Source organism: Bradyrhizobium sp., from assembly GCF_035484855.1.
Lineage (GTDB): Bacteria > Pseudomonadota > Alphaproteobacteria > Rhizobiales > Xanthobacteraceae > Bradyrhizobium.
The window spans coordinates 81,181-87,418 of sequence record NZ_DATHOP010000113.1 but is presented as its reverse complement, the minus strand read 5'-3'; the positions used below and the strand labels follow the sequence as shown (position 1 = coordinate 87,418).

Below are 6,238 nucleotides of genomic sequence, written 5' to 3'. Positions count from 1 at the left end.
GTTGGCGTCGAGCGGCAGCCCGGCCATGTAGGCGACGGCGTCGCCGACCGCTTTGGCGTCCATGCGCGGTTCGGGGATCTTGCGGCCATCGGGCTGCAGCACGCCGGCGACCATGCGGTCCGTCATCGGGGTTGCGGCGTTGCCGATGTCGACCTGGCCGACGGCGATGTCGTACATGCGGCCGTCGAGATTGGTGGCCTTGGTGAGGCCGGTGATGGCGTGCTTGGTTGAGGTATAGGCCGAGGAGAGCGGCCGGGGCGCGTGCGCCGAGATCGAACCGTTGTTGATGATGCGGCCGCCGCGCGGGGTCTGGTCCTTCATGATCCGGAACGCGTGTTGCGAGCACAGGAACGGCGCGGTGAGGTTGGTGTTCACCACCGCCTGCCACTGCGCCAGGCTGAGATCCTCGAAATTCACCGGCGGCGCGCCCATGCCGGCATTGTTGAAGAGAACGTCCAGCCGGCCATAGGTCTCCATCACCTTGGCGAACAAGGCGGCGATCGATCCGGGATCGGTCATGTCGGCGGAGACAGGAAGGCTCTTGCCGATGTTGTCGCCGAGCTTCTGGGTCTCCTGCAGTTTCTCCAGCCGCCGGCCCGCGAGCACCACGGTAAATCCGGCCCTCATCAGCGCCAGCGACGCCGCGCGTCCGACACCGGTACCTGCGCCGGTCACCACGGCGATCTTGTTTGCTGCCTCGGTCATTTGTTTCCTTGCCTTTGCGTTTTCAGGTTTCTGCCTTGTAGGGTGGTCTTGGAATATTCTGATGCGCCGCGCGCAGCGCCGCCGACCAGCGGGAGCGCAGGTCGTGAAAATACGGCTCGCCGGCCTCGATCCGGTGATTGAGATCGGCGTCGCAGACATCGGTTCGCACCACCAGCACGTCGATCGGCAGCCCGACGCCGATATTGGAGCGCATCGTCGAGTCCATCGAGATCAGGCTGGTCTTGAGCGCTTCGTACAACTCGACGTCGTAATGCATGGCGCGGTCGAGCACCGGCTTGCCATATTTGTGCTCGCCGATCTGCAGGTACGGCGTATCGGTGGTGCATTCGATGAAATTGCCTGCCGGGTAGACCATGAACAGCCGCATCCGCGACCCCTTGATCTGGCCGCCGAACAGGAACGACACGTCGAAATTGATGTCCTCGGATTGCAGCGCGATGCCCTCGGTAGCGTGCACGGCGCGGATCGCCCGCCCGATGCGCTGCGCCGCCTGGAACATGGTCGGTGCGTTCAGCAGCGTCTCGATGTCGCCGGTGTGCGGGTCTTCCAGCCCCTCGGTCAGCGTCGAGAGCACCGACTGGCTGATCGCCAGATTACCGGCGCTGGCGATCGCCATGATCCGCTCGCCCGGTTTGGAGAAGATGTGGAGCTTTCGGAAGGTCGAGACATTGTCGAGGCCGGCATTGGTGCGCGTGTCCGCGATCATGACGAGGCCATCCCGCACCAGCACTCCGCAACAATAGGTCATCCCAGGTCCCCGAACGCTTCAGCCGGCGGTGAATTACTAGCCAATTTTGGTGGGGTCTCCAACCCCAATCGGGGGATCACCGGCGTCATTCCGGAGCCGTTCCCGAAACGAGCAAACATCGAATCTTGCGATTCCGGAGGACGAATGCTGACTTTGGCCCCCATTTCAATGATAGCCGTAGCTGCGCGCGATGTAGAAACAAGTGCAATCAACGACATTCAAGAGCTGAACCGTGCGCGGTAGTCGGTCGGCGTTGCCGAAAGCACGCGCAGGAAGCTGCGGCGCATGGTTTCTTCCGAGCCGAAGCCGCAACGCTGCGAGATGCGCTTCACCGGCAGGCGTGACTCCGACAATAGCCGCCGCGCCGCCTCCACCCTCAGCCGTTCGATGGCGCGCGCCGGCGTTACCCCGGTAGCCTCGGCATAGTGCCGGCTGAAACTGCGTTCACTCATCCCGGCCTGATCGGCCAGCATCGCGAGCGAAAGATCGTCGGAGAGATGCTTGTTGATCCATTCGTGCAGCGCGCCGAATTCGTCTTCGGCCGATTGCATCGACAGAGCCTCGCTGAATTGTGCCTGCCCGCCCGGACGCTTGAGGAAGACGACGAGATAACGCGCAACTGCCAGTGCCGCGGTACGACCCAAATCCTCTTCTACCAGCGCCAGCGCGAGGTCGATGCCGGCGGTCACGCCCGCCGAAGTCCAGACCGAGCCATCTCGCACGAAGATCGGGTCCGACTCGACCCGCACCGCGGGGAAACGCCGGGCAAGCTCGGCGCAGTATGACCAATGGGTGACCGCTCGTCGTCCGTCGAGCGCGCCCGAGGCAGCCAGCAGGAACGCGCCTGTACAGACCGATGCGACGCGCCGCGCTTTCCTGGTACGCTGCCGCACCCAATCAACTAGTACCGTGTCGGCGGCAGCCGCATCGACGCCCGGACCACCAGCCACGATCAGTGTATCCGGAGCCGTTCCGGTGCGCGGCAGCGGGCTGGTCGTGATCCCAACTCCGGCCGAAGTCGTTACGCCCTGTCCGCCTTTCGCCACAACGCGCAGGACGTAAGGCGGCATTCCTCCGGCTTGCGCGACGTGATCGTTGGCGCAGACGAACACCTGAAGCGGCCCCGTGACATCCAGCAACTGCACCGAGGGGTAGGCCAACACTTCGACAAGGCGAGCCGAATGGCCTCGAACTGTGGTTGGCGGGAAACGAGGGGACTTTGGCATTTCCGCCAGAGGCTATTCCCCTAGGCTGCGCTTGTCCATCCGAACTTGAAGGAGTGCTTCATGATCCCGCGTGACACCCATTTACAAATCGGTTCCCTGCTGTTTGAGGGCCTCGACCAGATCGACCTGACAGGACCGTTCGAAGTGCTGTCGCGCATTCCGAACTCGACCTACCGCCTCTACGGCAAGACCGCCGAGCCCGTACGCGACCTCAAGGGGTTGCGGCTGACGCCGGACGCGGCGCTGTCGGATGCGCCACAACTCGATGTGCTTCATGTCCCCGGCGGATTCGGGCAGGAAGCCCTGATGGAGGACGCCGAAGTGCTGGCCTGGATCAGGCAGCAGGCGGCCGCCGCGCGCAGCGTTTTCTCGGTATGTACTGGCGCGCTGCTCTGTGGCGCGGCGGGGCTCCTCAAGGGAAGGCGGGCGACGACGCATTGGGCGTCATTTCACCTGCTGCCGTACTTCGGTGCAATCCCCGTCAACGAGCGGGTGGTCGTGGACGACAACTGGGTTTTCGCCGCCGGCGTCACGGCCGGCATCGACGGCGCCTTGCGGCTCGCCGCCGAATTGCGCGGTGACGATGCCGCTCGGACGATCCAGCTCCATATGGTGTACGCGCCGGAGCCGCCCTTCGACAGCGGCACCCCGGAAACCGCGCCTGCCGCGATCCTCGCGCAAGCGCGGCAATCGGTAGCCGGCATCACCGCGCAACGCGAAGCGACCGCTCGGCGCGTCGCCGACCGCCTCGGCATCGACGTTTCCGGAGCTGCGCCATGAGTTTCCGCATTTGGCGGGAAACGAGGGTCATTTGGCAAATCCGCCAAAGCATCCAGCCCTGAATAGGGATCAGCTGAACGCTCGGCATTCGAGTTCACCGGTCGGTAGCGGTTCCAGATAATCGAACGGCGCAGCCATCGCGCCAAACCTGTAGGAGAAACAAAATGCAAAGCTTTCCCGTTCTTACGATTGATACGGCACCCGAGAAATCCAGGCCTGCACTGCAGGCACTGCAGGGCGCGTTCGGCATGATCCCGAACGTCGCCGGCGCCATGGCGACGTCTCCCGTGCTTATCGACAGCCTGGTCGCTCTGTTCGGGAAGGTACATGGCGGCAGCTTTACCGAGGCCCAGATTCAGACGCTGCTTCTTACCAATGCGGTGACAAACGGTTGTTCCTGGGCGGTCGCTTTCCACACGGGTCTGGCGCTCAGGGAGGGCCTTGACCAGGCAGACGTCCAGGCCATTCGCGAACGTCGCGTTCCGAAGGGCGCTACGTCCGCGGCGCTGTCGACATTCGCGAGAACCCTGATCGAGAAACGCGGACGCGTTGACGATCACGACGTCGATGCATTGGTGGCGGCCGGGTTCCGCAAGGAGCATGCGTTGGAGGTCATCGCGGTCGTGGCGGCATCCACCATCACAAATTACACTGCCAGCGTCACGAAGCCGCCGGTCGAAGAGCCTTTCCAGGCTTATTCGTGGAGCGCCCGATAATCGCGCCGGGGTCCAAAGCAACGCCCGGCGCCGGCGAAACGAAAACTTGCCGGCGCGCTCGGGCCATATCCGAATGACGACACGTTACGACTGGCTCTGGCTTTGCCCCTGCCGGCCGCCGGCTTGGTCGACCTTGACCGCGACCGTCAGCGTTTCCATGCCGCCGCCGTAACGGGTCCCGCGCACCGGCGCCGCGCCGAGATAATCCAGCCCGATGGCGACGCGGGCATGGGCGTCGGTGGTGCAGATGCCGTTGGCCGGATCGAACCCGACCCAGCCCAAATCAGGCACGAAGGCCTCCGCCCAGGCGTGGCCGGCCTGCTGATTGACCATGCCGTCCGAGCGCAAAAAATGCCCGGAGACGAAGCGCGCCGGCACTAGGCCCGACCGCGCGCAGGCGATGAAGATATGCGCGTAATCCTGGCACACCCCGCGCTTCAGCCCGAAGGCTTCCACCGCCGAGGTGCCGCTGTTGGTGGGGTCCTCGTCGAAGGTCATGTGCTCGTTGATCTGCATCATCAGCGCGTGCAGGAATCCGAGCACGTCGGCCTCGGATTCCGCGCGCAGCTCGCGGGCAAAATTCGCCATCGCCGGATTGACTTCAGTGAGCTGGGTCGAGCGCAGGAACAGGCTCGGCGGAAACCGCTCGTCGGTGCCCCGCAGCACCCCGCCGGTATCGTGGGTCTCGATCAGGCCCTCGACATTGATGGTGAGATTGGCGATCGGCCCCTCGGTCAATACATGCGTGACATTGCCGAACGCATCCTGGTGTACGTCGAGGCGGCAATCCGTTGACACGTCGATCTGCCATTCCGCGACATATTGCCCGTCATGGCTGCCGGGCGTCATGCGCAGGATCTGGATGACGCCGGTCGCCGCCGGTTCGTAGCGATAGCTGGTGGTATGGGCAATTCGCAGGCGCATGATATTCCACGATGAAGCTGGACGTTTCCGAACGCAGACTAGAGCAAAAACTTCGTCATGCCCGGGCCTGTCCCGGGCATCCACGTCTTTTCTTCGTTGACCCATCCTCAAAGCAAGACGTGGATGGCCGGGACAAGCCCGGCCATGACGGTGTCTAAACCAGATATTGCTTGGTGATGATTTCGCCGAGCCTCGCATTGTCAGCGATGAATTCCTGAATGAACTCGTGGACGCCGTGCTGGAAGATATCGTCCATGTGGCTGTGCTCGAGGCGGTTGCGCACGCCCCGGGCGTGGCGCTGGGCGGCGCCCTGGCGGCCATAGGCAACCCCGATCTGGTCGAGGTTGCGCACCAGATTGCCGTAGCAGCTCGCCAGCGAGCGCGGCAGCGAATCGTTGAGGATCAGGAGATCGGCGATCAGCCAGGGTTTCAGCGTCTCCCGATAGACCCAGTGATAGGCGGTGAGCGCCGAGACCGAGCGCAGGATCGAGGTCCACTGGTAATAATCCAGGGGGCCGCCGACATGTTCTTCCTCCGGCAGCAGCACGTGATATTTGACGTCGAGGATACGCGCGGTGTTGTCGGCGCGCTCCAGGTGCAGCCCGAGGCGGGAGAACCAATAGGCGTCGTTGCGCAGCATGGTGCGGTAGGCCGAGCCGTCAAAGCGCAACGAGGTTTCCTGCACGAAGCGCAAAAACTTCGTCAGTTCCTCGCGGGTTTTGGTGCCCTTGCCCCAGGCCTCCTGCAGGTCGATCCAGGCGCCGTTGATGGTGTCCCACATTTCTGATGTCAGCGCGGTACGCACCGAGCGCGAATTGAGCCGCGCGTTCTCGATGCAGTTCTTGATCGAGGACGGATTGGAGGGCGAAAACGACAGATATTCGACGACGCTGCGCTCGTCGGCCTCCTCATAGACCTCGTAGAAACTCACGCTGACGCCGGCGGTCAACAGCGCCGAGTCCCATTCATTGGTCTTGCCGATATAGGTGTTCGGCAGCGCGGTGACGCGCAGCGTCGCCTCGATGGTGCGCGCCAGATATTCCGCGCGTTCGACATAGCGGGCGAGCCAGTACAGGTTTTCGGCGGTGCGCGACAACATGCGGGGCTACTCGTCCAGT

The 6,238-nt window shown here is 63.5% G+C and carries 7 protein-coding genes; 2 read left to right on the top strand and 5 right to left on the bottom strand.

The window, feature by feature from the left end; genetic code table 11:
• From VK804_RS13720 to VK804_RS13710, 3 genes are all read right to left on the bottom strand, one after another.
• Positions 1 to 705, bottom strand: a 705-nt coding sequence (locus VK804_RS13720; protein ID WP_325371362.1) for an SDR family oxidoreductase, incomplete at its 3' end; no start/stop codon positions are given.
• A gap of 22 nt (positions 706 to 727) precedes the next feature.
• Positions 728 to 1,474, bottom strand: coding sequence for a peptidase (locus tag VK804_RS13715; RefSeq protein WP_325371361.1), 747 nt, complete (start codon positions 1,472 to 1,474; stop codon positions 728 to 730).
• Between the two features lie 218 nt (positions 1,475 to 1,692).
• On the bottom strand, positions 1,693 to 2,700 hold the full coding sequence (locus VK804_RS13710; RefSeq protein WP_325371360.1) for a GlxA family transcriptional regulator: 1,008 nt from the start codon (positions 2,698 to 2,700) through the stop codon (positions 1,693 to 1,695).
• A gap of 60 nt (positions 2,701 to 2,760) precedes the next feature.
• On the opposite strand from VK804_RS13710, the gene VK804_RS13705 reads away from it, so the two are divergent.
• Both VK804_RS13705 and VK804_RS13700 read left to right on the top strand, forming a co-directional pair.
• Positions 2,761 to 3,480: a DJ-1/PfpI family protein gene (locus VK804_RS13705; RefSeq protein WP_325371359.1), complete on the top strand. Its 720-nt coding sequence runs from the start codon at positions 2,761 to 2,763 to the stop codon at positions 3,478 to 3,480.
• 164 nt (positions 3,481 to 3,644) lie between these two features.
• On the top strand, positions 3,645 to 4,196 hold the full coding sequence (locus VK804_RS13700) for a carboxymuconolactone decarboxylase family protein (RefSeq protein ID WP_325371358.1): 552 nt from the start codon (positions 3,645 to 3,647) through the stop codon (positions 4,194 to 4,196).
• A gap of 84 nt (positions 4,197 to 4,280) precedes the next feature.
• Here the strand turns inward: VK804_RS13700 and VK804_RS13695 are convergent, their stop codons facing one another.
• A complete protein-coding gene (locus tag VK804_RS13695; protein ID WP_325371357.1) occupies positions 4,281 to 5,120 on the bottom strand; it encodes a transglutaminase family protein in 840 nt (279 codons plus the stop codon).
• Positions 5,121 to 5,274: 154 nt separating this feature from the next.
• Positions 5,275 to 6,219, bottom strand: coding sequence for an alpha-E domain-containing protein (locus VK804_RS13690; RefSeq protein ID WP_325371356.1), 945 nt, complete (start codon positions 6,217 to 6,219; stop codon positions 5,275 to 5,277).
• Between the last annotated feature and the right edge of the window lie 19 nt (positions 6,220 to 6,238).

Bases quoted from the DNA above. Each gene is read 5' to 3' on its own strand.
- VK804_RS13715 (WP_325371361.1), bottom strand. From the start codon at position 1,474: ATGACCTATTGTTGCGGAGTGCTGGTGCGGGATGGCCTCGTCATGATC.
- VK804_RS13690 (WP_325371356.1), bottom strand. From the start codon at position 6,219: ATGTTGTCGCGCACCGCCGAAAACCTGTACTGGCTCGCCCGCTATGTC.
- VK804_RS13705 (WP_325371359.1), top strand. From the start codon at position 2,761: ATGATCCCGCGTGACACCCATTTACAAATCGGTTCCCTGCTGTTTGAG.
- VK804_RS13695 (WP_325371357.1), bottom strand. From the start codon at position 5,120: ATGCGCCTGCGAATTGCCCATACCACCAGCTATCGCTACGAACCGGCG.
- VK804_RS13710 (WP_325371360.1), bottom strand. From the start codon at position 2,700: ATGCCAAAGTCCCCTCGTTTCCCGCCAACCACAGTTCGAGGCCATTCG.
- VK804_RS13700 (WP_325371358.1), top strand. From the start codon at position 3,645: ATGCAAAGCTTTCCCGTTCTTACGATTGATACGGCACCCGAGAAATCC.